Genomic DNA, 26,770 nt, shown 5'->3' with positions numbered 1-26,770 from the left:
ACGTCACCCCGTAACCACAACGCCACCGTCAACAACCATGCATTGGCCGGTCATCGCGCGGCTGGCCTTAGACGCCAGAAACAGGGTGGGCGCAATCATGTCTTCAGGTGTCAGATGCTCTTTCAGGCACTGCCGGTCCAGATGTGCAGCCAAATCCTCGGGCGTGGCCCACATGTCCAGCTGTTTCTGCGTCAGAACCCAGCCGGGCGCCAGGGCGTTGACCCGGATGTTCTGTGGCCCAAGCTCTCGCGCCAAAGAGCGTGTCATGCCCGTGATCCCGGCATTTGACGTCGTGTAGATCGGATAGCCCGCGTTGCCCATCATATAGCTGATTGAACTGAAATTGATGATCGCACCCCCGTCTTTCATCTGCCGGGCGGCTTCCTGACAGGCGAAGTAATAGGCTTTCAAGTTGACTTCGATCATCCAGTCCCAGAACTCTGGCGTTGTTTCGTCCAAGGCGTGCCGCTGATCGTTGGCCGCGTTATTGACCAGTACATGCAAAGGCCCATGTACGCCGGCGGCCTTGCGCATGGTTGCGTGCAGCAATTCGGTATCGGTCATGTCACCCTGCATGAAAAGCGGCGCGCGGCCATGCTTGTCGCGCATCTCGTCAACAAACCCGCTGGCGTCCGAGCGACCGATGAACGCAACGTTGGCCCCCTGAGCCATAAAACCATCGGTCAGCGCCGCGCCGACGCCCGAGCCTCCGCCCGTGATATAGACAGACGCCCCTTTCAGGTCATGAAATGTTGCTAGTTGGGGCATCAGTGGCTCTCTCTGGTTACAAGGCGGGTGTCTTTGCCCACAAGGAAATCAAGATCAGCGCCCTGATCTGCCTGAAGCACGTGGTCGATGTAAAGTTTCGCGTAACCACGGGAGTAATACGGCTCATCCGGCTGCCACGCGGCGCGACGGGCGTCCAGTTCCGCTTCATCAACCAGTAATTCCATCTCACCCTTGCTGGCCGAGATACGAATGCGGTCACCGGTTTTCACCAGTGCCAGTGTACCACCGGCTTGCGCTTCGGGGCTGACATGCAGAATGACAGTGCCATAAGCGGTACCGGACATGCGCGCGTCTGAGATGCGGATCATGTCACGCACACCTTCTTTCACCAGCTTGGCCGGGATCGGCATGTTGCCCACCTCGGGCATGCCGGGATATCCCTTGGGGCCGCAGCCTTTCAGGACCAGAATAGTATCAGGTGTGACCGGCAGATCATCTCGGTCGATATTGGCTTTCAGGTCTTCGATGTTTTCAAAAACGTAAGCCTCGGACTCGGTTTCCAGAAATTCATCCGTCGCCGCCGATGGTTTCACGATCGCCCCGTTCGGCGCAAGATTGCCGCGCAGCACGCGCAGTCCAGCGGCAGGTTTCACCGGATCGTCGAAGGAACGGATGACGTCCGTGTTGAAGCATTCAGCACCTTCATAATAAGTTGAAATGTCCTTGTTCAACACCGTCTTGGCCGGGCGAAGGAATGATTTAAGCTCATTCAGCACGACCGGCACGCCGCCAGCGTAGCAGAAATCCTCCATCAGGTATTTGCCCGAGGGCATACAGTTCACCAGTAGAGGAATCTCAGACCCAATCTCAAAGTCCTTGAGCGTTAGATCAACTCCTACACGGCCTGCCAGAGCCAACAGGTGGACCACAGCATTGGTTGACCCACCAACAGCAGCATTCGCCAAAATGGCGTTCTCGAACGCTTCCTTGGTCAGAATGTCCGAGGGCTTCAGGTCTTCGTCCACCATCTCGACGATCCGTTTGCCGGTCAGATGTGCCAGCGCCATACGGCGGGCATCCACTGCGGGCAGGGCAGCATTGGTAGGCAGGGACATACCCGTCGCTTCAACCAGCGAGGCCATGGTGCTGGCAGTCCCCATGGTCATACAAACCCCCGCGCTGCGAGACATGCCGGATTCGGCGTTCATGAAATCCTGCAGCGTCATTTCCCCAGCGCGGACAGCCTCGGAGAATTTCCAAACGTCGGTGCCCGAACCGATATCCTGCCCGCGATATTTGCCGTTCAGCATCGGGCCGGAGCTGACCACGATTGACGGCAAATCGACCGAGGCTGCGCCCATCAGCTGCCCAGGCGTTGTCTTGTCACACCCGCCCAGCAGGACAACGCCATCAATTCCGTATGCACGGATGCTTTCTTCGACATCCATCGCCAGCAGATTGCGGAACAGCATGGCTGTCGGCTTCATCTGCGTCTCGCCCAGCGACATGACAGGGAATTCGACCGGAAAGCCACCTGCCTCCCACACACCGCGTTTGACGCCTTCGGCCAGATCGCGCAGGCCCGAGTTACAAGGCGTCAGTTCGGACCATGTGTTGCAGATGCCGATGATAGGGCGCCCATCAAAAGCGTGGTCAGGAAACCCTTGGTTCTTCATCCACGAACGATGGATGAACCCGTCCTTGTCGAGTTTTCCATACCAATGTGATGAGCGGCGCTTTTTTGTCATTTTTGTTAGCCTTCTAGTCTCGCGGTCAGGCGGCTTTGGCGGGTTTGCACCAATCCGGCAACCAGTCTGCATGTGCGTCCAGTAGATCGCTCACCAGGCTGCGGATTTGACGAAGGTCCAATTCGGCAGCGGTGTGTGGATCCATCATCGCGGCGTGATAAATGTATTCGGGGTTCTGATCGACCAATGCGCGGACCGTCAGTTCCTGCACATTGATTTGGCTGCGCATCAACGCGATCAATTGGGGCGGGATGTCCGTGACAACCGAAGGCTGGACACCATTACTGTCAACCAGGCAAGGCGTTTCGACAGCGGCACCCAGTGGAAGTTGGGGAATTTGACCGGTGTTGGGCAAGTTGCCGTAGGCTGTATAGGGCGTATCCGTGACGATGGCGTTCATCAGGTCGGCCGCGAATTCGTGGCTTCGAATGACTTCAATGTCGCGGCCGTCGGTCAACGTCTTGGCCTGTTCTTTCCAATTAGCGACCTGTTCGACACAACGGGTTGGGTACTCGTCCAGCGGGATCGAAAACTGTTCGATCAGATCCTGGCGTCCTTCCTTGATGAACCACGGGACGTATTCCGCCAGATGTTCCGAGCTTTCAGTGCAGAAATAGCCCAGGTGGTCCATTACTTCGTAACGCACTTTGTTGGGGCAGCGCGGCATCAGCAGGGGTGGTTTTGGGATTTGGCCATTGGCATACCCCTGCCTCAAAGCGGGGTAGAGATCGCTGTTTTGATGTTCAAGTTTCAGGAAGAAGGCAACATGATTGACGCCCGCAACCTTGTAGCGGATGTCCTCTTTGCGCAGGTCCAGATCATGAGCTAGTTCCTCGACCGTGTTCTGAACCGAATGGCACAAACCAACATGTTTTAGGCTGGGGAATTGCTCGGCCAAGGCCCAGGTGTTGATCGCCATCGGGTTTACGTATTGTAGCAGTGTTGCGTTGGGACAGAGCTGCATCATGTCCCGGGCTACGTCCCATAACACAGGAACCGTGCGCAGCCCGCGCATGATGCCACCGACGCCCAGCGTGTCGGCAATGGTCTGGCGCAGGCCATATTGCTTGGGGATTTCGAAATCGGTGACAGTGCAGGGCTCATACCCCCCGACCTGAAAGGCGGTAATGACAAAATCTGCGCCATCCAACGCAGCGCGGCGGTCAGTATGGGTTGTAACCGTCGCCCCTGTACCGACCGACTGGATCATAGCGCGAGCTACAGCTTCGCTTTCGGCAAGCCGCTCGGGGTCTATGTCCATCAGTGCAAATTGGCTGTTGGCCAATGCAGGGGTCAGCAGGGCGTCACCTACGATGTTCTGCATGAAGATCGTGGAACCAGCCCCGATAAAGGTGATCTTTGTCATCTTACAAACTCTTGGTTTGACGTTATTTTACGGCACCGAGGGTCAGGCCCGCGATAAAGTGTTTCTGCATCAGGAAGAACATGGCAACCGGCGGTAAAGCTGCGACGATCGAGCCTGCACTCATTAACTGATAGGCTGCCCTGAACTGCGCGTTAAAGCTGGTGATGCCTGCGGTGACAGGCTGGCTTTCAGCGCCTTGGGTCAGCACGACGGCCCAAAAATAGTCGTTCCAGATAAAGGTAAAAATCAGCACGCTAAGCGCTGCAATTGCCGGTTTCATCAATGGCAGCACGACGTACCAGAAAATACGCCATTCGCTAATGCCTTCCACCCGAGCAGCCTCGATCAGCTCGAAGGGCAGGGCGCGAATGAAGTTCCGCATGAAGAGGGTGCAGAACCCGGTCTGAAAAGCAATGTGGAACAGGACAAGACCGGTTTTGGTATTGTATAGACCGAGTTCAAGGGTGAGGTCGCGTACGGGTACCATCAGAATCTGGAAGGGTACGAAGTTGCCCGCGACAAACATGAAAAAGATCCATAGGTTCGATTTGAACTTGTAGATCCCCAACGCGAAGCCGGTCATGCAGCTAAGAGCGACGGCTCCGATTACAGTTGGGATGGTGATCATGAACGAGTTCAACAGATAGCGCGGCATGTCCGAGTTGAAGAACACCTGCCCATAGTTAAACGCGCCTTCAAAGCTTGATGGCAATCCCCAGTAATTGGCGTTTGTGAAATCCGCGGCGGGCTTGACCGAAAACAGGGCAACCGCCAGCAGTGGACCCAGCCATAGCAACAAGGCCAGCGGCAGCATGGCCTGATAGGTGATCTGCGCCGCCCGGGGTTGTTTTTCGATGGGTTTGGGAAACATCTCAGTGCCCCTTTTCTTCGCGGTACATCGACCACAGGAAGTAGGCGATGAAGCAGAGCATGATGAGGAAGAGGATCACTGCGATTGCAGCGCCATATCCCATGCGGAAGCCGTATTCGGACAGGGCAACCTCGAACATGTAGTAAGCCAGCACCCGAGATGATCCGAAGGGTCCGCCTTGGGTCATGATCGAGATCAGGTCGAAGCTGCGCAAAGCGCCGATGATTGTAACAACAAATGCGATGAAGGTGGCGGGGCGCAGTTGTGGCAGGATGATGTGCCACAGCATTTTCCAGCCTTTTGCCCCGTCCAGACGTCCGGCCTCGATCTGTTCCGGATCCACAGCGTTTAGGCCGGTGAGGTACAGGATCATGCAATATGCGGTTTGCGGCCAAAGACCGGCGAAGATGATGCCATAGGTGACGAACCGTTCGTCGCCCAGCACATTCAGCGGGCCAAGGCCGAAGAAACCAAGGAATTCGTTCAAGAGCCCGAAGGTCGGGTCATAAAACCACGTAAATACAAGGCCCACGACCACCTGAGAGATTACGAACGGGAAGAAGAACAGGGATTTGTACAGGCGGATGCCCCAAACCGTCTGGTTCAGGAATAATGCGATGAACAGGCCCGCCGGAATCGCCAGAAGATAAAGGATCAGCCAGATCAGGTTGTTTTTCAACGAGATGAAAAAAGCATCCCGATCCACCCATTCCCAATACAGGTCTTCGTAATTCCGGAACCCGACATATTCGGCTGCGCCCAAACCGTCCCATTCGTAAAGGGACAGGTTGAAGGATTGGAATACCGGGATGATCACATAGACCATGAAGAACAGCAGACCCGGCGCAAGGAACAACCACGGCGCAATTCGCTGCTGGTTGCGGTGAAACCAGCTTTCTTGTTCTGGGATGTCGGCGGCAACGGTCATGACGGTGTTCCGGGTGATAAAGGGTGGCGGGCTGAAGTCCGTCCTACATTTCAGGGGATAGGTAGGCCGGGCAATTAGCCCGGCCCGATCCGCTTAGTTGTCGTAGATGCGCTGACGGGCGCGTTCCAGTTTCGCCAGAATACGATCAGCATTGTCCGGCTTGACCATAAATTCCTGGAAACCTTCCATCGAAACTTTGGCCATTTCAGCCGGAGCATCGCGGTCCCAGAATTGAGCGACACCGCCGGGGCTGTTTGATGACAGCATTTGGAAGCCCTGCTGCAGGAACTTGTCGTCATCCACCGAAGACTGCGCGTTCACAGGCAGCTGACCTAGGTTTGCACCATTGTTGATCTCGGTCTGCTCGTCTGCCGAAACCACAAAGCGCAGGAACTCACGCGCGGCTTCTTTGTTAGACGCATTGGCCGGGATGTGGAAAGTATCTGTCGGTGCGTCTTCGGCCAATTCGACGTCGGGATTGATCGAAACGAACTGGTAGAAGTCCAGCTGATCATCCGTCAGACCGGCATCACGCAACGGCGCAACGGCGAAGTTGCCCATCAGGTACGCAGCGGCTTCACCGTTGACCATAAAGGGCAGGGCCTCTTGCCAGCTATAGGTCTGATGGTTGTCGATGAACGCACCCATGTCGATCAGCTGTTTCCAGTTGGCGAAGGTCTGTTTGACTCGATCATCTTCCCAGCTGATTTCGCCATTGGCGAGCTGGTTGTGGAAGTCAAATCCGTTGGTGCGCATGTTCAGGTAGTCGAACCAGCCACCGGCGGTCCACAGGAACTTGGTGCCGATGGTATAGCAGGCGCGACCTGAATCGACGATCTTCTGGCAGTTGGACAGTTCTTCTTCCCAAGTCGTCGGTTCGCTCAGACCCAGCTCATCAAAGATGTCTTTGCGATAGTAAACGCCCCACTGATAGTAGGTGTACGGCACACCCCACTGCTTGCCATCGATTGTCATCGCGCCTTTGGTCGAAGCCAGGTTCTCGGCAATTTCAGGCTCGGCCCACAGGTCTGATACGTCTTCGAACAGGCCAGCCTCAACATACGGCTTCATGCGATTGGCCGCGTACCATGTGGCAACGTCCGGGGTGTCGGCCGTCAGGAAGTTTCGGATCTGAGTCTTGTAGGCTTCTCGGTCGATCACGGTGGTTTCGATCTCCAGTCCTGGGTGCTGTTCCCCAAACCGTTCGATCATCGCCTCCATTGTTGCGCGTGGCGCCGGGTTTGACGTGTCCAGAAAAATGCGCAGCTCTCCGGTCAGTTCCGCAGCTGCTGGTGCCGCCATTGCGACGCCAAGCGCCAGCGCAGCCGTTGTGCGCTTGAAAGTGGAATACATGGTCTCCTCCCTGTTGCTCCCATGTGAGGTTCCAAATATTGAAACCTAGTTTTATATATTGAAAACTACACATCGACTCGGTTAGTCTTGTCAAGACCCATCGAGAGGAAGCGATGGAAAACGGAGGAGAACGCAAGCCCGTGTCAGGTGATGGAACCATAGGCAAAGCATGTGACGTGCTGGATCACGTCGCAGCATTTCAACGCCCTGTGCGGTTTTCTGAATTGCTGGACAGCAGTGCCTTTCCCAAGGCAACGCTCTACCGGTTCCTTCAATCCCTGACGAATCAGGGAATGTTGTCTTACGACCCGGACAGACAAACCTATGCGCCTGGAATGAGGTTGGTTCGCCTTGCCCATGCCGCGTGGACTCAAAGCTCTCTGGCCCCAATAGCACGCCCATTCCTTGACGCGTTGAGCCGGGAAACAGGTGAAACTGTACATTTGGCGCAGCTCGACTCAGGCCAGGTTCTGTACGTCGACAAACGCAACGCAGCGCAGCCCATTGAGATGTATTCGCAAGCCGGCAAAGTCGGGCCCGCCTACTGCACCGGGGTTGGCAAGGCGATGATGGCGTTTTTGGGGGAAGAGGCGCTGAACAGGGTCCTTTCCCAACAAAGCTATCATCGCTTTACTGACAAGACCCTCACCTCGGAACAGGCGCTGCGCGACGACCTCAAACAGATACGCAACCGCGGGTTCGCTGTTGATGATGAAGAACACGAACCCGGTATCATCTGTATCGCCTGCCCGGTTCTGACGTCCAACAGTCGAATGCTGGGCGCGATTTCCGTGACAGGCTCGACGGAACGGATGGATTTCAAACAACTCGAAGCCTGGGTGCCGCGCGTACGCCGCGTGGCCGAACAGGTCGGGGCCGAGGCGCAGGCATGGCGCTTTCCCGAAACGGGCCGAAACCACAGCAATGACAGGATGCAAGTGACATGACAGGAGTAACACTGAACCAGGCGATCAAGCGATATGGTCAGACACAGGTCATTCACGGGATCGACCTGCAGATCGACGACGGTGAATTCTGCGTCTTTGTTGGCCCTTCTGGATGCGGCAAGTCCACCTTGCTGCGCATGATCGCCGGGCTTGAAGAAACGTCAGAAGGTCAGATTCACATAGGTGCGCGAGACGTCACGCATATGGACCCTGCAAAACGTGGGGTCGCGATGGTGTTTCAAACCTACGCGCTTTATCCGCACATGACGGTCGCCGAAAACATGGGGTTCGGCCTGCGCATGAACGGTGTTGCAAAACCCGAGATTGAAAAGAAGGTTCAGGAAGCATCGAACATTCTGAAGCTGGATCAATACCTCAAGCGCAAACCCAAGGCTCTGTCAGGGGGCCAACGGCAGAGGGTTGCAATCGGTCGGGCCATTGTTCGCGGGCCCGAGGTTTTTCTGTTCGATGAACCTTTGTCGAATCTCGACGCCGAATTGCGGGTCGAGATGCGGGTCGAAATCGCGCGTCTGCATCAGGAAATCGGCGCGACCATGATCTATGTGACCCACGATCAGGTCGAAGCAATGACCATGGCCGACAAGATCGTTGTTCTGCGCGATGGTCGAATCGAACAGGTGGGCGCCCCGATGGATCTGTACCGCGATCCCGACAACCGATTTGTGGCCGGTTTCATTGGCTCACCCGCGATGAACTTTTTAGACTGCGACTATGCCGATGGGCACGTCACACATCCCGCACTGGCGCAACCGCTGCCGATTTCGGCAAAGATTCCGGCCGGACAGGTAAAAGTTACTTTGGGGATGCGCCCGGAACATATTCAGATTGATCGCGCGGCAGACACTTGCACCGTGGACCTGACCGAAGCGCTTGGGGGCGTTTCATACTCCTATCTCCTCACCCCAAATGGCGACAAGCTGATTGTCGAGGAACGGGATGATCAACGCAGCAAAACAGGCGAACGGATTGGTATCTCGATTCAACCTGACCGCGCTATGGTGTTCGACCCCAAAACAGGGCAGAGGTTTCGGTAATCCGCTGGACCTGGACCGAGAGTTTGGTTGCGCCTGCGCAAAGTACCACTGAATGGTGTTGCGTGCTTCACAGCAGAGCAACTAATGGCGAACGTTGGAAACGTTTTGCCGTGCGAAACTCACGACACTCAAATCTGACCCGTGGCAAAACGCGCGCCTGTAGGCGATTGATTCCAAGCCAAACCTGATTTATGGGAAGCCTTGTCAAAACAGAGTCACCCAGGGGCGGTATCGTGATCGCGCCCCTCCCGCGCCGCGCTTTTGCGGCCCTTAACTCTTAGATCGCACGCCCCGAAAGGCTTAAAAAGGTAAAAGAATATGGCAGATAAATCGAACTTCGACATATTGTATACCATTGTAGACGAAGCGCCCGAGCTGGCCAGCGCCTCGTTCCTGCCCATCATCCGCAAGTTCGCATCTGCTGCGGGCGTCAGCGTTGGCACCAAGGACATTTCACTGGCTGGGCGCATTCTGGCAACTTTCCCTGAGAAGCTGACAGATGCGCAGCGCATTACCGATGATCTCGCCGCGTTGGGTGATCTGGTGAAAACACCGGATGCCAATGTCATCAAGCTGCCGAATATCTCGGCCTCGGTTCCGCAGCTGGTTGCCGCCATCGAAGAGCTTCAGTCGCAAGGCTATGACATTCCTGCCTATCCTGAAGAACCGGCCACAGAAGAAGAAAAAGCAATCCGCGCGCGGTATGACGCGATCAAGGGCTCGGCCGTGAACCCGGTTCTGCGAGAGGGCAACAGCGACCGTCGAGCGGCGCGTGCGGTTAAGAACTATGCCCAGAAGAACCCCCATTCGATGGGTGAATGGGCTTCGGACAGCAAAACCAAAGTGTCGTCCATGACCGGCAACGACTTTTATGCCAACGAAAAGTCTGCGACCATTTCCGCTGCTCAGGCCGGCAACGCAAATATCGAGTTTGTCGGCAAAGACGACAGCATCACCGTTCTGAAAGACGCCTGGCCGCTGGAAGAAGGCACTGTGGCCGACGCGACCTTCATGTCGGTCAAGGCTTTGTCTTCTTTCCTTGCCGACGCTATCGAGGACACCAAGAAAGACGGCACCATGTTCTCGCTGCACATGAAGGCGACGATGATGAAGGTCAGCGACCCGATCATCTTCGGATATGCCGTCAAAGCGTGGCTGGCCCCTGTATTTGAGAAATTTGGTGCCGAGTTGGACGCATTGGGTGTGAACCCGAATTCGGGCCTGGGCGACCTGTTGGATCGTGCGAAAGACAACGCCGATATCATGGCCGCCATCGATGCAATCAAAGGTGATCGTCCGTCGATGTACATGGTCGACTCGGATCGTGGTATCACCAACCTGCACGTGCCCTCAGACGTGATCATCGACGCCTCTATGCCTGCCGTGATCCGTGCAGGCGGCAAGGGTTGGGATGAAACAGGCGCCAAGGGTGACACCAATTGTGTAATTCCTGACCGCTGCTACGCGCCGGTGTATGACGAAACCATAAAGTTCTTCAAAGCCAACGGCGCCTTGAACCCAGCCACCGCAGGTGCAGTTGCCAATGTGGGTCTGATGGCACAGAAGGCCGAAGAGTACGGCTCGCACCCGACCACCTTCCAAGCCCCTGCCGATGGTACGATCCGCATCGTTCTTGCGAATGGTGAAACGTTGCATAGCCACGAAGTCGAGGCCGGTGATATCTGGCGGTCTTGCACCGTCAAGAAAGCACCTATCGAAAACTGGATCCAACTGGCGATGGACCGTCAGCGCTTGACCGGGTCCGAGGCGATTTTCTGGCTGGACGCAAACCGCGCCCATGATGCGGAACTGATCAAATACGTGAAACCCGCGCTCGAGGCTGCAGGTGTTGCCGACAAGTTCCTGATCATGGCCCCGCGCGAAGCGACCCGCCAATCCTTGGAAACTATCACAGCGGGCAACGACTCGATTGCGATCACTGGCAATGTGTTGCGCGACTATCTGACCGACCTGTTCCCGATCCTCGAACTGGGCACCTCGGCCAAGATGCTGTCGATTGTCAAACTGATGAATGGTGGCGGTCTGTTTGAAACCGGGGCGGGGGGTTCGGCCCCGAAACACGTGCAGCAGTTGGTTGAGGAAAGCCACCTACGTTGGGACTCGATGGGTGAGTTCTGTGCACTTGGTGAATCTCTGAACTTCCTGGCGGACAGCAAAGGCAACGCCAAAGCAGGTGTTCTGGGCGCTGCAGCCGAAGCAGCAACACAGGGCATTCTGGACAACAACCGCTCGCCCAGCCGCAAAGTAGGCCAGCCGGACAACCGTGACAGCCACTATTGGTTCGCGCGCTACTGGGCAGAAGCTCTGGCAGCGCAATCCGATGATGCTGATCTGGCGGCGGAGTTTGTGCCCCTGGCCAAAGACCTAGCCGATAAGGAAGAACAAATCTTGTCGGAACTGGCTGCGGCTCAGGGTGTTGCTGCGGATCTGGGCGGATACTACCACACCGATCCCGCCAAAACGGCTGCTGTAATGCGTCCAAGTGCGACACTGAACGAGATCATCGGGTAATCGGTACCGACAGAGCAGATGCACGTGCATCTACTCTGTAAGCTAAGAAAAGGGGCCAGCACAGAGTGCGGCCCCTTAATTTTTGTGACGACAGGCCATCGCTAAACGTGCCGATTTAAGCAGAGGATCAACGAATTCACCTACGGTGCTGGACCGAATACGAAACTGCATTACAGAACTCCTGTATTAGATTTTAAGTACATTATTACAGATAGTTACAAGAATACCTCATCTACCTACGGGATTCCCCCAATAGAAACTGAAATGAGCCTAAGTTACACGTGTGACAACAAAGAATTTCACTGGTGAGGCCCCTTGGGCTCTATCACTCACTCAGAAGATGACCAGCATTTGGGGTGCTGGTCATTTTGCTTTTCAAAGCCCAAAATCTCGAGATTAACCCTGACCAAGCCAATCCTGGCAGATTCGCGTCAGCTGCGGCTGTGCGCGGTCGGTTGAGCAAGGGAATGTTTTGGAGTGCGCTGTAATTCAGCCGAAACGGCGTGCCTGAGGCTGTACAAGGTAAGACTGCATCCTGTTCGCACCTGATGCGGCCACACCTTCATATTGCAAGTAGGACATACGCCGCGCCTCTCGCCGTGCAAGAGCAAGAGACTGCAGGATCAGGGCGCAAACAATGAACAACATCGATGCGACAAATCCGGACACGGCAACAACCAGCGACGGTATCCGGTCAACAAGACCGGTATCCAGAAACTCGCGGAAAACCGAAATAAAGACAAACAGCGAGGGTAAAAATGCCAACAAGGCCAAAGACAGGAAAAACGAGATTGGTTTTTCGTCTTTGATCAGCAGGCCAATCATTTTGAGTATGCGCCACCCGTCCGAAAAAGTTGCCAGTTTGGAATTCGAGTCCGGCAACCGTGAGAAATACTGTGTTTCAACTTCACCAATCGGCATCCGCATCTGCATCGCATGCACGGTGAGTTCGGTTTCAATCTCGAAGCCATTCGAAACTGCAGGAAAACTTTTCACAAACCGTCTGCTGAATACCCGGTAGCCGGACAGCAGATCGTTAATTTTGCTTTTGAAGAAAAACTTCACGAGCCCACTGAACACGGCGTTTCCAAATTTGTGGCCCGGGCGGTATGCGTCCGTCTCGTCGTTCACCCGCGCGCCGTTAACCATGTCCAGGTTCTTTGACACCAAAAGGTTGATCAGTTCTGGTGCAGCCGAGCTGTCGTAAGTCGCATCGCCATCCGCCATGACATAGACGTCGGCGTCAACATCAGCAAACATTCTGCGCACAACGTTGCCTTTGCCCTGATACGGTTCTGAAAAGACCAGTGCACCAGCTTCTTCTGCAATCCTGACAGAGTCGTCCGTAGAATTGTTGTCAAAGACATAGATAACTGCATCCGGTAGGGCTGCGCGAAACTGCTTGACGGTTTCGCCGATGGCAATCGCCTCGTTATAGCATGGCAAGATCACGGCAATTTCCAAGTCCGGTCTGTTCACCGGTGTCACCGATCTTTTCCTGAGATCCAAGGCACCTTGTATCATGCGTGACCCATGCTCTTGCTATCCCATCAAGGGATTGATGATTGCGCTTCAGCTTTAGACTGAAGTGCTGATGAGGCGATTATGCAGCAGATAAACGGCCAAAATTTGTCCTCCTACAAAATCATGTACGCTCAGGCAAGAAAAAAGGGCCGGTGCGTAGACCGGCCCATAGTTTCAGCTGAACCGAGGGATCAGTTCGAAGCTGCGTTCAGTTTTGCATTTTGTTCACGCAGCGAGTCCGAAATAATCGCGTACCATTCACCGGACTCACGCATTTCGTTTAGGCCTTTGTTCATCATCGCAATATACTCGCGCGCGAACGGGTTTGTACGATGCGCCAGGAAACTCATCGACGACAGTGTCGAAACATATGGGTTTTCAATGATATCAGACGAGGTCAAGCCCATATCGTTCATTGTGGATGCGAATAGATCAACCTCGAACGCGGCCACATCAGCCGTGCCGGTCAAAACCGCATCCAGGCATTCACGCGCGGAATTCGGCTGGACGACAGTTGTATTCTCACGGTTCAAACCGACTTCTTCCAGAACAACCATGCTCCAACCTGCCATCCGGCAGATGGTGGAACCTTCAAGATCGCTGAAATCCGTAGCGCTTGCATACTGGCTTTCCGGCAGAGTGAAGAAGCCGCCGACAACGTCGTAGACTGGCACCGACGCAACAAACTGGGTACAACGCGCGGTTGTTTCGGCTGACCATTCGTATGTGCGGTTTGTGCAATCCGGGACAGTCCAAGCGATAGAGATGTCAAACGCACCAAGTGGCAACAGGGTATCAAGGTGCGAGCTCCAGTCATCAACAAAACTGACCGAATAATCGCGTTGGTTACCCGCGCGTTGGAGGCTAGTGGTAGCCAGACGAGTCATGATGCCGCCACCGCTAAGATTCTCTGTCGTAAACGGTTCCCAGCCGTTACCGGCAACCATCTTTATCGGCGGAGCGTAGACGTTCGAACGCTTGACGCTGGCCGCCCGCTGTTCTTCTGCTGCGATGATTTCCTGCGCGGATTGGCCGTTTGGCAGGCTGCCATCTTCACAAGGCAATGCCAAAACCAAACCGGGCTCAAGTGCGTTCGGGTTGTTGATGATGTTGCGGTTCGCGTTGAAGATCGGCTGATAGTTCGAGGTGCCATAGGCTGCAATTGCAATGGTCGCCATCGTGTCACCATCTGCAACGGTGTAATTTGTACAGGCTTCTTGCGCCGCTGCTGCACCCGCACTCAGAGCCGTGACGGCACTCGCCGACATCGCCACTTTCTTAAGGTTGAATTCAAACATGTCCACGTCCTCCAGACTTAGTTTTGCCAGGCCAGTTGGGGCCTTATCCGTTTTCCATTTGATGCCGCAGAGCGGTCGACACGATGTCGCGCCATTCTCCGGATTGCTGCATGATTGCCAGACCCTGATTCAGCGTCTCAAGGATCGCTTCCCCGTCAGGATTATCTTTGTGGGTCATGACGTTAAGTGACTTGATTGCCGCCAGGTTCGGGTTTTCGATTATCCGGTGTTCGTATCCCAGCCGCGAGATCGCCTCGACCGCCAGATGCGCTTCGATTGCAACGATGTCCGCGCGACCTTCTATTACTGCGTGAAAGCAATCATCGGGCGAAACAGGGCGCAAAAGCTTGATGATCGGTTCATATAGGCTGACAGAATCCATGTGGGATGTTGACCAGCCTTCCGGGCGGCAAATCGTTGTACCTGCAAAGTCCGCATAGCTGAACGCTTGTTCATAGCCCGATCCGTCAAGCGCAAAGAATGTGTCCACAACTTCATAAAACGGGTTCGAGAAATTGTAGGTTTCACACCGTGTGCGATCGCTTTCGGACAAGGCTTCTGCCTCTTCGCAGTTTGGGCGCGACCAGGGGAAAGTGCCGTCGAAAGCCAGCGTGGGCATCAACAGGTCCAAATGTGATGACCAGTCGTTCACAAACTGGATCTTGTAGGATTGTTCCGGTGCGGCACGCAGCATGGCTGTTTCCACCAGGCTGGTGTAAAGACCCCGGTTGGGCAGCGCTTCATCGGTGAACGGTGCATAGTTCCCGCCCGTGATCAGCAAAAGCTGCCGGTCTCGGATTTCCGGACGCTCGCCGGTGTCGGCATTCCGGATCAAAGCGGCTGCCTCAGAACGGGCGGCCTCAATCTCTTCTTTGGCCGCGGCCCGTGCTGCAACAACTGCTTCTTCACTGGTTTTCTTTGCTTCCGCTTCAGCTGCTGCCACGCGGGCTTCTGCTTCGGCCACGGCTTTTTCGGCGCGCTCTTCGGCGGCCTTTACCAGTTCTGCAGCCATTTCCGCGGCTAGGCGTTCTGCCTCGGTATCGGCAAGGACAGGTGCACGACCTATATCCTCAAGACACGGTAGCTCAAGTACGTCGCCCACCCGGATGATGTTTGGGTTCGAGCCAATGACATCCCGGTTCGCATCGAAAATGATCCGAAAATCTTCGGTCGAATAAACTTCAATGGCTAACTCGCGCAGGCTGTCCCCGCGTTGGATTTCATAGCTGGTACAAGCCTCTTGCGCCGACGCTGCGCCGGTGGCGGCAGCAAGAGCAAGGCTGGATATGATGAGGTGTTTTTTCATGAGTCCTGTTGCTTTGCCTGTTTATGTTCTTGTGAGTTTCGCGACTGCGATGGACAGATTGTCCTGATCCGGGTCACCCTTGGCCTGAACGGCCAACTGCAACGCCTCGGCGATTTCCTGCGCCAGCGATTGTTTGTGCTTGCTCAGAACCGATTGAATTTCGGCATCGCTTAGATATTGCAAACCGTCACTGCCAAGGATCAGGATATCGTCCGGTGTCACGAGAATGGGTTGCTCGGGGCAATCCACTTTGGGAATGGCGCCCCCCATTATGACCGAGGTCAGCTGGTTGCGATCCATATCCTGTGCCTCTGATTCAGTGATCTCTCCCGCAGCGAGTTTCGCGTCGATCACGGGCGCCATAGAGTGGTCTTCATTTACCTGAGACAAAGCGCCTTCGCGGAACAGATAAAGAGGGCTGTCCCCGATGGAGATCCAGAACACGCGACGCCCCAAAAGAAGAACACCCAACATGGTCGAACCCATGTTGAAACCCTGTTCTTGCGCTTCGTTATGATTAGCAATAGCAGCGTTTGCTTGCATGGCTGCCAAAGGAAGGGCATCAACTATGGATCCCTCATTCAGGGTTTCCGCTTCAAGTTCGGGGTCCAGGGCTTCACGCCAAGCCGAAATCACCAGCTCAGAAGCGACTTCGCCTGCATCGTGACCACCCATACCGTCTGCAATCACGACATAGCCCGCATCCGACGCGTCGAACATGCGCGCAGCAATGGCGTCTTCCTGCGTCTCTCGCTGACCCTGGTGCAGGATCAGCGCCACATCATATGCCGGAGTCGCCAGCATCTATCAGGAATCCCGCCAATCAAAACCTTCGTCGCAGAAGGCCGTAAACCGGATGGTTGTTTCACTAATTCGGATCAGATCCCCGCTGGACAATGCCACGGTGCTGAGTACGGGCTTGCCGTTCAAGCGCACAAGGTTGGCCTTGCCGCCGTGACCCAAGTAGCACTTACGATCTTCCGGATCATAGGCAATAACCGCATGGTTTGAACGCGAGATGCCCGTGTCGCCGAAATCCAGCTGAATAGCCTGATCATCGTTACGACCGATCTGCATCAGGCCTTCTGTCAAAGTGATGCTGGCACCCCGACCTGGCCCCGCGGTGACAACCAGCCAGCCGACTGGGAATGTCTCTTGCGCTGCCTCAGTTTTGGCGACGGGTTCTGCGGTTTCGATCAACTCTTGCACATGGGTGTCTGCACGTTCGAAACCCAGGAAAGTTGTTTTGACACGCGAGCGGCGATCTTCCGCTGGTGCAGGGGCAGGTGCGGGCTCGGCAACCGGTTCAATCGCTGGTTCAACCTTTTCCGCTTCCTGAACCGGAGCCTCTGCAACCTCAACCAAAGCCTCTGAAACTTCGGCCGGGGCCTCCTCGACTTCGGCTGGATCATCTTGCGCAGCTTCGGCAACTGGCGATTCAACCGCTTCGGGTGCGACGTTTTCCGAAACCTCTTCCACCGGTGTCGGTGCTGGGTCCTCGGCAACATGCAAAGTGATGATGTGTTCGTCTTCGAGGGCTGCCTCTTCTTCCAAACGCTCAGCCGTCAGCAACTCTTCCGGCGCGTCGTGTTCGATTGCGGTATCTTCGACGAAAATGGAGTCCTCGACAGTCTCTTCGGTCGCGACCTCGTCGAATTCAGGCATCTTCTCTTCGGGGATCAGCTCATCCGTTTCCTCGTAAGACTCGGATGTCATGTTGCCGCCAGCCAGCGCCGCACGCAGAGCATCAAAGTCTGCAATCGGCTCTTGCTTTTCTTCTTCGACCGCAGGGGTTTCAACCGCGTCCGAGTTTTCTGCAACGTCTTCTTCTTTGGATTTGCCGGCACCTTCTAGAAGCCGGCTCAGAGGGCTTTTGTATTTGAACATGGTGTCGACACCTTCGATTTGGCGGCACGAATATCTTGTGCCGTAAGCTGCTACTTATCCCGCGCGCAAAAGCGCAGAGACACTCATTGGATACTCAAGGAAACTGGTACATTCTGCGGCGGGCCGGTTCCCGCCGGGGTGACAAACTGGATGCCACCCTCAGCAAACACACGCTGGCAGATCACAAACGAACCGGTCAGATTACTCCTGTGCAAGCTGCATGGTTGCAGCGGCTTCAGCACCGTTACGCAGGACGGTCAATTTCGCTTCGGGTCGGCCCTCAGAGACGAGTTCTGCAAGCATGGCATCCAGGCTTTCCGACCCGCCCAAGGCAATCCCCGACTGGCTTTCGCTCAGAAGCACATCGCCACGCTGCAGACCGCCTGCGTCACTGAATGGGGTCGCGTCCACCTTGGTTTGCCAGCCCTCACTGCCAGAACTGCTGACAGTAAAGGTAAATCCGTTCTTAAGTCCGACAGAACGCTCAACAGGCAAGGCAAGCAGACCGTTTTGCGCCCGGGTCTGACCAATCGGACGATAGCGGGCCGCGACGCGGGTATAACCGTCGGGATCAACGCTCAGCTTGTCCAGAACCTGTGCTGCAAAAGAAGCATCCTCGCGTATCGGCTTTCCGTTCAAAGTAAAGATCACGGCACCGCGTTGCACCCATTCGCCGATCACACTCATGTCCTGATTGGGTTCGAGACCAGTTATAGCGATGGTCGCACCGGTTGAGGCGCGGCGACGAGATGTCTGGAAGGGGATTTCCACATCCCAATGCGCAAAGGACACCTGTTGCTCTGCCGGAACGGCACTTGACGTGGCGACCTCGGGTTCAAATTCTGTAACCGCAGGGTCCTGCGCCTGAGCTTTGGCCACTTCAGGGGCTGTGGGCTCTGGGGTTGCAGTCGCAGTTTCTGCCACAGCAGTCTCTGCAGGCTCAGTTTGTACCTGCTCGATAGGCTCTTCTGCGACTGGTGTTGGATCAGGCGACGGCGCGGAGGCGACTTCGGTTTCCTGTTCTTCCGAAACAGAGCTTGGTGCTTCTACCGCTGTTGCCGGGACATCTGCCGTTTCCACCTCTGCCGCGGTTTGCGTAGCTGGTGCTTCAACCTGTTCTTCGGTTTTGTTGCCAGACATTGCAAAGTAACCGCCAGCCGCCAATGCGACTGCAACCACAGCGGCGCCGGCAATCAGCTTACCACTGCCGCCAGAACCGCTTTGAACCACAGTATCGACGGCGACAGGAGCTTCTTCCTTCGCGACGATCTTGGCCAGGTCTTCGTTCCTTTTGTCATCGTTTCCAACAACAATATCCGGGTTGCCCGCCAAAAGTGCGGTCACAACGGCCTCGGCGTTTTCGCTTTCGGCCTTGATCCGTGCCTTTTCTTCTTCTTTGTCCTTGCGGTCCATGCCCACAATCACCGAGACAGGGCGATAGGCAAATGTATCAAACATCACGCCCGGACCGCGGAACATGCGCAACCAATCCAGCGCAGTCTGCAAACGATCTGTGGTGTGAACTTCCATGGCCTTGTCAATCGCCTCGAGGAACCCTTCAGGATATCCTTCGAAGCGGCCCGCAAGCGGGGTGTACGGATCATCCTGCCCGTTGTTGAAGGCATTCAACCGGCTTTGGCCGTCGACCGGGCGTTCGCCACTAATGGCGTGGTACAACGTTGCCGCCAGAACATAGAGATCACTGCTTGGCCCCTGTTCCGCACCCCGGACATAAAACTCGTGTGGGGAATACCCGTCTTTGATGACACGCAGGGTCAGCAGAGCCGCAGATTTGTTGGCCGCCTGCTCACGCGCCGCACCAAAGTCGATCAGGACAGGGTCGTCGTTCTCGTCGATCAGGATGTTGTCCGGCGAAATGTCACGATGCAACATCCCGCTTTGGTGGATGAACGAAACCGCCGACAACATCTTTTCCGTGACTTGCACGATAAAGTCAGGGCCTGCATCGTTTTCAGGATTCTCAACATAATCCAGAAGATCGCAACCGCGGATCAAGTCCATCGCGATATAGGCGGTGTCGTTGTCTTCAAACACCTGATGAACATCGACGATATTCGGGTGCACCAGCCGCGCATGATTGCGGGCTTCCTGAATAAACAGATCAATGATGGCGCGCAGGTCTTCCTTGTAGGACGGATCGTTGGGTTCAACGAGATCGCCATTGCGACGACACAAGGCACCGGGGAAGCATTCCTTGATCACCACGTCGCGCTCCAGGCTGTCGCGCGCAAGATAGGTGATGCCGAATCCTCCGTTGCTCAGAAAGCGGAGGATCTCATACTGACCGCGCAGTAGTTTTGCGCCCGGTTGCAATCCTTCGATTTTTGGTTCGTCGTGCGTTGCACCGACAGCCTGGTTGTGGCTCATTTTAATCCGCCCGTTCTACTCGTTTTTTGCGGCTAAATTTAACAGGGCCAACAGCCCACGAACTCACAACCAAAAACAACCGCAGGACACTTAAGAACGGTTAGACGTTTCAAATTTGACTTTATTGGGGCCGCCTGATGGCTTCACTATGGATCGTTCTCTTGATCATAGCACATGTAGTTTCCCACGTGCCCTTAACACTACATATTGATAAATTGGGTAGAGGTAATGAAAACGCACACCCCTAAAAACGCAGGTTGGTCTACGAATTCGAAACAATAAAGGGCCGATTCCTTGGCCCTTCGAATCGCTAAACTGCACTCAATCTTAACGAGAGATTATCAGGTCCCGGTTTTGGATTGAGCTGCGGCGACCGTGCTACCAGCCCATGCAAGGTTGTCACCCAGTTGCACCAATATGCTGATTGCGTCCTTCAGGGGCGCATCGCCACTTTCGAACTGCAACAGCAAAAGCAGGTCGGTGGCCTTTTCAAACTCTGCTGGAATCCAGTCTGCATCCGGGTCAATCTCGCCACCTTGCTCCAGTCTTTCTGCAAAGTCTTCGACGATTTCCTGGCAACTTTGCAGGAACGAAACTGGCTCTATATCCGAGGACTCGCGCAGATCCTCATAGATGCTTGCAATTGCGGCCAGCCAGTCTTCGAGAATGGGGTTGTTCAAAGGCGGTAGGGCAGAGCCCAGCGTGGATTGCATCGCTGCTGCATCGGGCGGTGTCGGTTCTGAGTCCGGTCCCTGGAGCGCTTCGAGGAATGGCAGAAATTCCTGCTGCAACTCTTTTCGAGCCGCGTCCAGATCGCTGCGACGTCGGCTGGACGCTACGTTCAGAACTTGTTCGGCAAGGTTCTGACCACCGCACGTCTCCCACAAGGTAAAATCAGGCTCCGGCTCCTGAGCCATGGCCTTCACTGCCAAAGGAGTGCCGATCGGAACTACTTCGCAGAACATCCCGTCCTTTTCTTTGTTAAGCCGAGACAAAACGCGGTCCAATGATCCTTGCACGTGCGGCAGATCAGCGTGAGTTACAGCCAGCAGACTGCTGGCGCGCAATTCAGGTGGCACTTTGGACCACAAGTGGCGCTCTGTCTCACGCCATGCGTTTGTCCCGTTTGAACACCAGATTGCGCAGTCGACGAACTTCAGCAAGTCCAGGGTCTTTTTATAGGTATCGTCCAAAGCACCTGAGCCGGGAAGGTCAAACAGTGAGATTTCCTTCAGTGCAGGCGTGTTGATCCCCACCGAAATAAAATCCGGCTCATCCGCCGCGGCTTTTTCCAGTGCTATTCCAGAGTAGGTCTTGGGTTCTTTGTCCCACCAACCCACGGTCGTCTCGGGCGTTTCCGCGAAGGCCACAATGACTAGTGGCAGTTTCAGATGCTGAGGACCGGTAGGAAGAATATCTGCACCGGCCAGCATGTTAGCAAGGCTCGATTTACCTGCACCAAACTCCCCGGCAAACCCGATATTGACCGCATTGGACAACCGCTCGGCGTGGGCCAAAGCCCGCGCGCGCATGTCCTCCAACTTGTCATCAGACGACAGTTTTTCAGTCGCGGTCAGAAAACGCTCCAGTTGGCGCACTTCCTGTTCGGTTCCGGGAAATTCTATCATTCCGCTGCCTCTGCTTGTCGTTCGTCCGCATGGCCGGTTCCAAAGACACTTTCAAGGTCCGAAGCAATGCGGCGCGCTCGGTCGAATGCAACTTGTGCTTCGGCCTGAGCATTCAATTCACCCGCGCCCGAGCGGTGTTCGAAATGACCCGCCAACAGGGCCACATAATGATCCAAAACTGTATTTAACCGTTCCAGCAAGTTGTCACGCGTGGTGTCGATCAAATCGTCACCAATCAACTCGAACTCTTGCACAATCATCCGTTCCGCTCGTGTTACAACGCTGTTGCGCGAGATCAGACGCGACAACCAGTTTACACGCAATTCAACCGTAATTCCACGGGTGAGCGCAGTGGTGTCAGGTCGGAACCACCGAACAGCGCTGGTGTTCATGCGATTGTCGACCGGTTCTTGCCAGCCCGGCAAAGCGCGCAAAGCTGCGTTGCATTGCATGTCGACCGCATAAAGCTCACTCAGCATGCGCTGGCGCACTACTTGAGAAGCGCCTTGTACCAGTTCCCGCATGTGTTCGCGCAAAGGGGTAAAGTTCAACTCGGTCGCACCACCTTTGGCCAGCAGGGGTGATTGACCGTTGGGCCCACGCACTACGCCCGAGACGGATTCAGCAACTGTATCATCCATCACGCCACGTAGATTGGAAAGGACATCATCCATGTCCCGAGTGATTTCCTGTGTCTTATCTGCTATCAGTTTGCGCAGCTCACCAAAGGATTTGTCACTGTCACCTGCGCTGCGCGCATCGGAACTATTTTCATCTTGCAGCGCCCGCAGATGAACCTGAGACCGCTCAAGCTCACCGCGTGCGAAACTGTCAAGATGCTGCCAGGCCATCCGAAGCTGTTCGTCAATGGGCCCGTTTGTCAAAGCCTTGGTAACATGCCTGCGTAGATCTGGCAGACCTGAAGCAATCATTGCGGCAAAACGCAAAACAGCCTCGCGACTGATGGGGCCAGGGCCTTGTTTGATCTCGGCCACGCCGTTCAGGTATTGCTTCATCTGTTCCGGATGCGCGCGCAGCCACGCCAAAACATCGTCATGGTTCACACCGGTTTCATCACCGGTCAGCGCATAATGCGCCCATTGAGCGCTGCCCATCAGAACGTCGATGTCCGCATTGCCGAGGGCCTTTTCCAACCCGTCCAGAACATCCAAACGCACTTTGGCCGCGTCCTCGGGGCCGCCGCCCAACTCATCAACGCGGTTGATGAAAACAACGATCTGACCAAGCTCAAGCGCTTGCATCAGCCGGAACAGTTTTAGATCCGCGCGCGACAATGCCTGATGTGCGGACAGAACCACCACGAAGAAATCTGATTCCTTCAGGTATTGGCGCGAAATCTCTTCGCGGATCAGCAGGGGGTCATTGACCCCAGGAGTGTCCGTAACGGTTAGAGGAAACGGGAAATGCCCGATGTCGAAATAAACTTCGGCCTTGCGGGTAATATCGCTGTACAGTCCACGATCACTGCCTGGATCTACGTTGCCATCTTCGCCAGGATCATCCCCTGCGCACACATAGCGCGCAAGATCGTCCGAGTTCAGTTCTTCAAGATCGTGATGTTGCCCCAACAGCTGCTCATAGCTGTCGCCCAAACGCAGGCGCGCCCGGGTCTTCATAGCTTCGACCTGCTCTTCGATCATCTCGCGCTTATAGCTGTCCTCGTCATCGGGGAACATATTGCGCAGCTCTTCACCTTCGGCGATCAGAGATTGCCACTGGTGATTGTCAAAGAAATGGAACTCGGCCCCCTCAGTCCGACCAGAGGGATGCCCGAAATGCATGTCGGTGATTACCGTGGTCCATGGGTTGACGTCCGACGGCAGGTATTCAGCCTGCCCGGTAAACCCGTTGATCAAACGGGATTTCCCAGCCTTGATCTGCCCCACAAAAGCGATTGACGGCTTCAGGCTTGCCAGATCTCCGATGATACGCGAAATGAAATGGCGCGTTTCATCATTGCTGGTTTCATGCATATCTTCTGCGATGCGTATAAGCTCGCGGCGATTTGTTTCACTCATTACTCACTACCTTGGTCACACAAAAAAGGATTGAATTAATCGAAAATTTGAATCCTACAGGGACAATCATTCCTTAGTCCCCTGTAAAGAAGTCCACAGATTAACAACTGCCCCCAGCTTACGCGCGTCGTGGGCGGCAACAGCTATTTGACCACTATCGCTCAGCACTGCCAGTCCAGCGCCTTTCCCGCCAGACGGCCGTATGACGATAAGTTGGGAACCGTCGAACTCGTCCTGGGTATCGTTATCCCAACCCGCAAGATCGGTTGCAAAACGGGCCAAAACGTCCGGACCGGGATGCATGCCTTGCGACGGCTGGCAAGACCCTTCGTAGGCCAGGCCGGTCTTGTCCGCGCTGTCGATCAACACGCGGCCAGATGCAAAGCGGCCCGCACCGTCAAAAAAGCGCTGCGCAAGCTCTGTTGAAGGATCAACATTCATTGCAAGTGCAGGGTCGTCGTCTGTCGACGGTTCTAAATCCGGCACAACGGACACAATCGGTTCTGTGGACAAGTCAATGGCAGCGCAAGCGCTCTCGATTTCACTATAAGTCAAACCCACTTCATCCGCCTCGAGATCCGAGTCCGGTTTACCTGACTTCAGCTCAAGCGGGGCAGGGGCGGTTGCAATCTCTGACACCAACTGAGCCAGCTTTTCGACCAGTTCGCCGCGACTTTCCGTTTCGAAATCCGGCGTTGGTCCGCTCGGCACCTGGAAGATATCCGTGACCCGCGAACTATTCACCTCGATCGCCAGACACATCCCATTGGCGGCCGTGAAGTCCAGCCGACGAGGCAGAATAGTGCCGCGAATGCTGCGCAAGACTGCCGCGCGCCGTGCCGCAGCCGAGTCCGCTGCAATTGTCACAGCAGGTGACAACCGCGCAACCGAGGACCGCCCGATATCCTCAAGCATGTCCAGAATGTCTGTGTCCATCATACCGTGACCCCCTCTGGTCCCGTTCAAACTGCGGCCGCAACCGACCCCAGGCTGAGATGTGATTTTGTCAATGCCAAACCGACATTTGCGCTATTGCGGCAAATGTAGCAGACCACATGGTCCGGATATTCTTTCGTCCGCAAGAAAATGTTCAGACGATCTTTTGAAAACACGGCGATTTCCCCAAATCCTGTGTTCTGCGCCTCATCATCGCCACCAGCGTCACGCAACAACGCCTCAAACGCGGCAACCCCGCGTCCTTGAAAGAGATTAGCAACCGCAATCGACAAATTGTCCAAAGATTCCGTGCATTCCGGTTCCGAAACGCTGCTCCCCAGCAGCATCCCGGTTTCCATATCGATATACCCGGCTGCAATGCAGTCGGGTATTGTTTCGATCGCTGTGCTTAAGGCGTTTTGGATGGACATCTAAGTTATTGTTTTCAATTGAAGGTTGCCGGTCATATCGATTCTGGTGACACTACAACACATGCCATTCTGCAGCGCTGTTTTCCTTTGCTTTCGGAATGGATTGCAATGTCTCCTTTGAGTGCTTTTCACTTTTTTCGATGGCGATTTGGTCAAACTCTGCCAAAAACGCCTTGAACACGTTCTTCAGGCCATCCGCATCGTCAGGCAGATCTTCGCTGTCCGCAATTTCACGCCACATATCCGATGCACTCAAGGGCGAGCCATCCGCATCCTCAGGCCGTTCTCCGAGTACTGAGATGTTAGCCTCGATGGCATCCACCTGATCGGTCAGAGCAGCTTCGATCAGCCCGCTGGTCTCGGGTTCTGGTTCATAATCGTCGGCACTACCGTTGGGCTGCGCTGCCATCAACGCCGCAATGGAAGAAACCGAAACCTCAATTCCACGATCTTCGGAGTTATCAGCCTCGTCGACCGCGTCTTCCGCAGGTTGCGTGTTAGACGGTGCGTCCCGCAGAGTCGTGTTAAGAGATGCAAGGACATCCTCGGAGGCCTCAATCTCAAGGGCTGCACCACCGGTCTCTTCAACTTCGATGCTGTTGTCGGCCAAATCCTCAAGCTCGTCATCAAGGTCGGTACCATCTGACAAGTCAAATTCATCAACGCTGCCGTCAAGTCCGGCGACATTGGTCAGCTCCAACGGATCGTTAGACGTGTCCTTGAAGAAAGCGCGCAGATCATCACTTGTGTCGGATTCCGCTGATGTCGGTTCTGGGTCCGAGACCATTTCAGCGCGCAGACGCTCGGCCTCTTCCGCATTGATCCGCACCCGTTCAGCTTCATCCGAGCGCCGCTCTACACGGGCGGGGCGGACGGGAAAGCTGGTGACGACCGCGGCGCCATCGTGCTCGGGCCGCGCTTCTTCTTCCACAGGGTTGACCAACCTTAAAGGTGCGGCTTCGGCCTGAGTCTCGCTGTCGGATTTCCGAGCCGGGCGCACCGGCTGCACCTTGGATGCGTCCGAGGGGCTTTTGTCGATCTGATACCGGGCCAGCTGATCGGCACGTTTGTCCATAATCTGCTCAGTGATCTCCAGGAAGCTGTCGATCATCTTTCCGCCACCGCTGCGAGACCACATCTCAGCATCACCGGTTTTGTCGCGGGCAACAATCGCATCCCGAGCGGAAAACAGAATAGAACGATTGAACAGGTGACCTGCCTCACGATTCACGCGACGCAAAACCTTTTGACGGTCCTTGAGGTTCAGCGCGTCCGCGCGAGTGATCAAAAGCAGCGAGTTGTTTTGCAAACGTTCAGGCAGTGATACCCATGTCGCACGCTCAGTCTCGCGCCAGGCTTGGGTCGCGTGTGTACACCACAATACCCCATTGGCCTGACCGACGGCCCGTTGCCAGACATCCGTCGAGATTTTAGGATCCGAGATACCGGGCGTGTCAATCAGATCGACGGCCTCAAGAATATCGGCTTTCAGAAATACCCGAATGAATTGCGCGTCGTTGACGCCCACGGATTCCAGATCGTCCAGTTCGATAACCTCGACCGAGCCGTCATGGCGCTTGATATAGGGTGAGCGATCACCCCAGCTGAACCAGACTGGCGGCAGTTGGGTTGCGGTAACCTGCGTGGGCAAGGTCTGCGTTCGTAGCAGAAAATTCATCAACGTAGACTTACCGGCACTGAATTCGCCCATCAGGGCGAAAACAGGCTTACGGCGGGACCACTGCTCGATACGTTCCCATGTCTTCGGTGAAACAAAGCGTGATTGTGTATCTTTTGCCATTTT

At 55.2% G+C, this 26,770-nt stretch carries 20 protein-coding genes; 3 read left to right on the top strand and 17 right to left on the bottom strand.

Annotated elements, in window-relative coordinates:
* Positions 1-3 precede the first annotated feature (3 nt).
* The 6 genes from GOV91_RS08360 to GOV91_RS08335 form a co-directional block, all read right to left on the bottom strand.
* Entirely contained in the window at positions 4-768 is a 765-nt protein-coding gene (locus GOV91_RS08360; RefSeq protein WP_171235149.1) for an SDR family NAD(P)-dependent oxidoreductase, read from the bottom strand.
* Positions 768-2,477 (bottom strand): IlvD/Edd family dehydratase, encoded by a 1,710-nt coding sequence (locus GOV91_RS08355; RefSeq protein WP_171235148.1) that lies wholly within the window; start codon positions 2,475-2,477, stop codon positions 768-770. Before GOV91_RS08355 ends, GOV91_RS08360 begins: the two co-directional genes overlap by 1 nt.
* Positions 2,478-2,502: 25 nt before the next feature.
* Positions 2,503-3,843: an alpha-glucosidase/alpha-galactosidase gene (locus GOV91_RS08350; protein WP_171235147.1), complete on the bottom strand. Its 1,341-nt coding sequence runs from the start codon at positions 3,841-3,843 to the stop codon at positions 2,503-2,505.
* Positions 3,844-3,865: 22 nt separating this feature from the next.
* Positions 3,866-4,714: a carbohydrate ABC transporter permease gene (locus tag GOV91_RS08345; protein WP_171176992.1), complete on the bottom strand. Its 849-nt coding sequence runs from the start codon at positions 4,712-4,714 to the stop codon at positions 3,866-3,868.
* Between the two features lies 1 nt (position 4,715).
* Positions 4,716-5,642, bottom strand: coding sequence for a carbohydrate ABC transporter permease (locus tag GOV91_RS08340; protein WP_171235146.1), 927 nt, complete (start codon positions 5,640-5,642; stop codon positions 4,716-4,718).
* A 93-nt stretch (positions 5,643-5,735) separates the two neighbouring features.
* Positions 5,736-6,995, bottom strand: coding sequence for an ABC transporter substrate-binding protein (locus tag GOV91_RS08335; RefSeq protein ID WP_171235145.1), 1,260 nt, complete (start codon positions 6,993-6,995; stop codon positions 5,736-5,738).
* Between the two features lie 140 nt (positions 6,996-7,135).
* On the opposite strand from GOV91_RS08335, the gene GOV91_RS08330 reads away from it, so the two are divergent.
* The 3 genes from GOV91_RS08330 (at position 7,136) to GOV91_RS08320 (ending at position 11,529) form a co-directional block, all read left to right on the top strand.
* Positions 7,136-7,942 carry an IclR family transcriptional regulator gene (locus GOV91_RS08330; protein WP_171235219.1) on the top strand — a complete coding sequence of 269 codons (807 nt, stop codon included), beginning with the start codon at positions 7,136-7,138 and terminating at the stop codon, positions 7,940-7,942.
* Positions 7,939-8,997 (top strand): ABC transporter ATP-binding protein, encoded by a 1,059-nt coding sequence (locus GOV91_RS08325; protein WP_171235144.1) that lies wholly within the window; start codon positions 7,939-7,941, stop codon positions 8,995-8,997. Before GOV91_RS08330 ends, GOV91_RS08325 begins: the two co-directional genes overlap by 4 nt.
* Positions 8,998-9,315: 318 nt before the next feature.
* Positions 9,316-11,529, top strand: coding sequence for an NADP-dependent isocitrate dehydrogenase (locus GOV91_RS08320; RefSeq protein ID WP_171235143.1), 2,214 nt, complete (start codon positions 9,316-9,318; stop codon positions 11,527-11,529).
* A gap of 489 nt (positions 11,530-12,018) precedes the next feature.
* Here GOV91_RS08320 and GOV91_RS08315 read toward each other — a convergent pair whose 3' ends face one another.
* From GOV91_RS08315 to GOV91_RS08265, 11 genes are all read right to left on the bottom strand, one after another.
* Positions 12,019-13,008, bottom strand: a complete 990-nt coding sequence (locus tag GOV91_RS08315; protein WP_371732286.1) for a glycosyltransferase family 2 protein — start codon at positions 13,006-13,008, stop codon at positions 12,019-12,021.
* Between the two features lie 236 nt (positions 13,009-13,244).
* Positions 13,245-14,351: a transporter substrate-binding domain-containing protein gene (locus tag GOV91_RS08310; RefSeq protein WP_171177005.1), complete on the bottom strand. Its 1,107-nt coding sequence runs from the start codon at positions 14,349-14,351 to the stop codon at positions 13,245-13,247.
* A gap of 43 nt (positions 14,352-14,394) precedes the next feature.
* A complete protein-coding gene (locus tag GOV91_RS08305) occupies positions 14,395-15,657 on the bottom strand; it encodes a transporter substrate-binding domain-containing protein (protein WP_171235141.1) in 1,263 nt (420 codons plus the stop codon).
* A 21-nt stretch (positions 15,658-15,678) separates the two neighbouring features.
* Positions 15,679-16,461: a PP2C family serine/threonine-protein phosphatase gene (locus tag GOV91_RS08300; RefSeq protein WP_171177009.1), complete on the bottom strand. Its 783-nt coding sequence runs from the start codon at positions 16,459-16,461 to the stop codon at positions 15,679-15,681.
* A 3-nt stretch (positions 16,462-16,464) separates the two neighbouring features.
* Positions 16,465-17,544 carry an FHA domain-containing protein gene (locus GOV91_RS08295; RefSeq protein ID WP_171235140.1) on the bottom strand — a complete coding sequence of 360 codons (1,080 nt, stop codon included), beginning with the start codon at positions 17,542-17,544 and terminating at the stop codon, positions 16,465-16,467.
* A gap of 201 nt (positions 17,545-17,745) precedes the next feature.
* Entirely contained in the window at positions 17,746-19,932 is a 2,187-nt protein-coding gene (locus GOV91_RS08290) for a serine/threonine-protein kinase (protein WP_171235139.1), read from the bottom strand.
* A 341-nt stretch (positions 19,933-20,273) separates the two neighbouring features.
* Positions 20,274-21,560, bottom strand: coding sequence for a dynamin family protein (locus tag GOV91_RS08285; protein ID WP_171235138.1), 1,287 nt, complete (start codon positions 21,558-21,560; stop codon positions 20,274-20,276).
* Complete coding sequence (locus GOV91_RS08280; protein ID WP_171177017.1) at positions 21,557-23,599, bottom strand: dynamin family protein; 2,043 nt, start codon at positions 23,597-23,599, stop codon at positions 21,557-21,559. The genes GOV91_RS08285 and GOV91_RS08280 overlap by 4 nt, the downstream gene beginning before the upstream one ends.
* A gap of 66 nt (positions 23,600-23,665) precedes the next feature.
* Positions 23,666-24,538: a hypothetical protein gene (locus GOV91_RS08275; protein ID WP_171235137.1), complete on the bottom strand. Its 873-nt coding sequence runs from the start codon at positions 24,536-24,538 to the stop codon at positions 23,666-23,668.
* A 23-nt stretch (positions 24,539-24,561) separates the two neighbouring features.
* Positions 24,562-24,966: a hypothetical protein gene (locus GOV91_RS08270; protein ID WP_171177021.1), complete on the bottom strand. Its 405-nt coding sequence runs from the start codon at positions 24,964-24,966 to the stop codon at positions 24,562-24,564.
* Between the two features lie 52 nt (positions 24,967-25,018).
* Positions 25,019-26,767: a dynamin family protein gene (locus tag GOV91_RS08265; RefSeq protein ID WP_171235136.1), complete on the bottom strand. Its 1,749-nt coding sequence runs from the start codon at positions 26,765-26,767 to the stop codon at positions 25,019-25,021.
* Between the last annotated feature and the right edge of the window lie 3 nt (positions 26,768-26,770).

This window comes from Ruegeria sp. HKCCA6837 (assembly GCF_013034475.1).
In the GTDB taxonomy this organism is placed as follows: Bacteria; Pseudomonadota; Alphaproteobacteria; order Rhodobacterales; family Rhodobacteraceae; genus Ruegeria.
Note: the sequence above shows the minus strand (reverse complement) of the source record. Positions and strands in the feature narration are given on the sequence as shown.

What these genes read in the sequence shown, in the direction of transcription:
- GOV91_RS08360 (WP_171235149.1), bottom strand. Translation starts at nt 768, where the DNA reads ATGCCCCAACTAGCAACATTTCATGACCTGAAAGGGGCGTCTGTCTAT.
- GOV91_RS08355 (WP_171235148.1), bottom strand. Translation starts at nt 2,477, where the DNA reads ATGACAAAAAAGCGCCGCTCATCACATTGGTATGGAAAACTCGACAAG.
- GOV91_RS08350 (WP_171235147.1), bottom strand. Translation starts at nt 3,843, where the DNA reads ATGACAAAGATCACCTTTATCGGGGCTGGTTCCACGATCTTCATGCAG.
- GOV91_RS08345 (WP_171176992.1), bottom strand. Translation starts at nt 4,714, where the DNA reads ATGTTTCCCAAACCCATCGAAAAACAACCCCGGGCGGCGCAGATCACC.
- GOV91_RS08340 (WP_171235146.1), bottom strand. Translation starts at nt 5,642, where the DNA reads ATGACCGTTGCCGCCGACATCCCAGAACAAGAAAGCTGGTTTCACCGC.
- GOV91_RS08335 (WP_171235145.1), bottom strand. Translation starts at nt 6,995, where the DNA reads ATGTATTCCACTTTCAAGCGCACAACGGCTGCGCTGGCGCTTGGCGTC.
- GOV91_RS08325 (WP_171235144.1), top strand. Translation starts at nt 7,939, where the DNA reads ATGACAGGAGTAACACTGAACCAGGCGATCAAGCGATATGGTCAGACA.
- GOV91_RS08320 (WP_171235143.1), top strand. Translation starts at nt 9,316, where the DNA reads ATGGCAGATAAATCGAACTTCGACATATTGTATACCATTGTAGACGAA.
- GOV91_RS08310 (WP_171177005.1), bottom strand. Translation starts at nt 14,351, where the DNA reads ATGTTTGAATTCAACCTTAAGAAAGTGGCGATGTCGGCGAGTGCCGTC.
- GOV91_RS08305 (WP_171235141.1), bottom strand. Translation starts at nt 15,657, where the DNA reads ATGAAAAAACACCTCATCATATCCAGCCTTGCTCTTGCTGCCGCCACC.
- GOV91_RS08300 (WP_171177009.1), bottom strand. Translation starts at nt 16,461, where the DNA reads ATGCTGGCGACTCCGGCATATGATGTGGCGCTGATCCTGCACCAGGGT.
- GOV91_RS08295 (WP_171235140.1), bottom strand. Translation starts at nt 17,544, where the DNA reads ATGTTCAAATACAAAAGCCCTCTGAGCCGGCTTCTAGAAGGTGCCGGC.
- GOV91_RS08290 (WP_171235139.1), bottom strand. Translation starts at nt 19,932, where the DNA reads ATGAGCCACAACCAGGCTGTCGGTGCAACGCACGACGAACCAAAAATC.
- GOV91_RS08285 (WP_171235138.1), bottom strand. Translation starts at nt 21,560, where the DNA reads ATGATAGAATTTCCCGGAACCGAACAGGAAGTGCGCCAACTGGAGCGT.
- GOV91_RS08280 (WP_171177017.1), bottom strand. Translation starts at nt 23,599, where the DNA reads ATGAGTGAAACAAATCGCCGCGAGCTTATACGCATCGCAGAAGATATG.
- GOV91_RS08275 (WP_171235137.1), bottom strand. Translation starts at nt 24,538, where the DNA reads ATGATGGACACAGACATTCTGGACATGCTTGAGGATATCGGGCGGTCC.
- GOV91_RS08270 (WP_171177021.1), bottom strand. Translation starts at nt 24,966, where the DNA reads ATGTCCATCCAAAACGCCTTAAGCACAGCGATCGAAACAATACCCGAC.
- GOV91_RS08265 (WP_171235136.1), bottom strand. Translation starts at nt 26,767, where the DNA reads ATGGCAAAAGATACACAATCACGCTTTGTTTCACCGAAGACATGGGAA.